General features: G+C 47.1%; 2 protein-coding genes. Both read left to right on the forward strand.

The features are described 5' to 3' along the window. Nucleotides 1-162: 162 nt before the first annotated feature. Complete coding sequence (locus tag C7445_RS14395; protein ID WP_341770562.1) at nt 163-762, forward strand: TnsA endonuclease C-terminal domain-containing protein; 600 nt, start codon at nt 163-165, stop codon at nt 760-762. 16 nt (nt 763-778) lie between these two features. Further along, nucleotides 779-1383, forward strand: a 605-nt coding sequence (locus tag C7445_RS14400) for a hypothetical protein (protein WP_208320934.1), incomplete at its 3' end; no start/stop codon positions are given.

Consider the following 1383-nt stretch of genomic DNA (forward strand, 5'->3'; position numbering starts at 1 on the left):
TTTGATTTGCCGAGGCAAAGCCGTCAAAGGCGGCACGTCGAAACTCAGCACATTCTACATGTAGGGGCAATTTACACACAAATTCGGACTTGACCGATATTTGGGGTTAAAGTTCCGAGGATCTACCATCTCCAATCTGACAGTCAATTACGTTGCTTTCTTATATTTGAGTGGTGTGATGCAGTCTTCGATATCCGAGAATCCTTTCCAATACTTAACTTAATGGAAACGATTGACGATAAAGACAATCTCCGCCTGGGCAAATTTACGGACAAGGAAAGTGGAGTTCCACTGGTGCTCACGACCAGTTTCCTATTGACCGTTCGAGATGCCAACGGGAAAGAGAGATTGCTGGCGCGGAGCGTGAAAAACGCCAGCGAACTGAAACGGAGTACCACGATTGAAAATTTGGAGATCCAACGCCGATATTGGCGTGCGAAGGGTGTTGAGTGGAAGTTAATAACGGACAAGCAGATTCCAAAACAGTTCGCGAAGAACATTGCCTGGGTACGCGAAACGTTGCTGGACGACGGTATGGATGCCAATCAAAAGGCGGAACAAGCCCAATTATTGCATGATGATTTGATGAGACACTCAGATTTGAAACTCAATGACGTGCTCAACGCCTTTGACCACAGAGAAGGGGTATCTCAGGGAAGGGGACTGTATCTGTTCAGATATTTAATCGCCAAGAAGTTGATTCGCATCGATATGAATCAGAGTGTGCAGGTGGCAAGGAAGGTTAAGGATATTCTTCAGTGAAGTGTGGGGGACGGCGATGCACATGGTCGTAAATCAGTTGTTTATGGATGGAAAGGGAAAATTCTTTAGGGTCGTTTACATCAACAAGGTCACATCGATGGTGTATGTCATCGCTGTAGATAAGAAACTGTTCCCGCGCCCTATGACGTTTCAGGAGTTTGAGGAATTTGTTGAAAACCAAGAACTGCAGATGGTTGATGACAACATTGTTCGGCTGGACTCCGACGATGATTTGACCGATGTCCAAAGGGCGAAGCGGGACTTCGCATGGGAAGTTGTGCAATTTTTCTTCCAAGTGGTCGAAGGGGAAGAGTATGCGTTTGTCCCTCGCTATCGTCAGGAAGCGATAAAGCAGGCATGCGAAGCGTTCCACATCAGCTACAACACCGTGAAAACGTACTTGGTTCGATATTGGTCGGGAGGTGGGGTCAAGAACAGCGTACTTCCTCGACTTGCAAACTGTGGTGCACCAGGGCAGGAGAAAAAGGTCAGCGATAAGAAACGTGGACGACCTCGTATCCGTGATGGGAATCAAGGGGTCAATGTGGATGACAAAATGAAAAAAGCGATTAGGGCTGGGTTGAACAAGCACTATTACAGCCAGAGGCAGAACAGCTTACG

Source organism: Alicyclobacillus sacchari (assembly GCF_004366795.1).
GTDB lineage: Bacteria > Bacillota > Bacilli > Alicyclobacillales > Alicyclobacillaceae > Alicyclobacillus > Alicyclobacillus sacchari.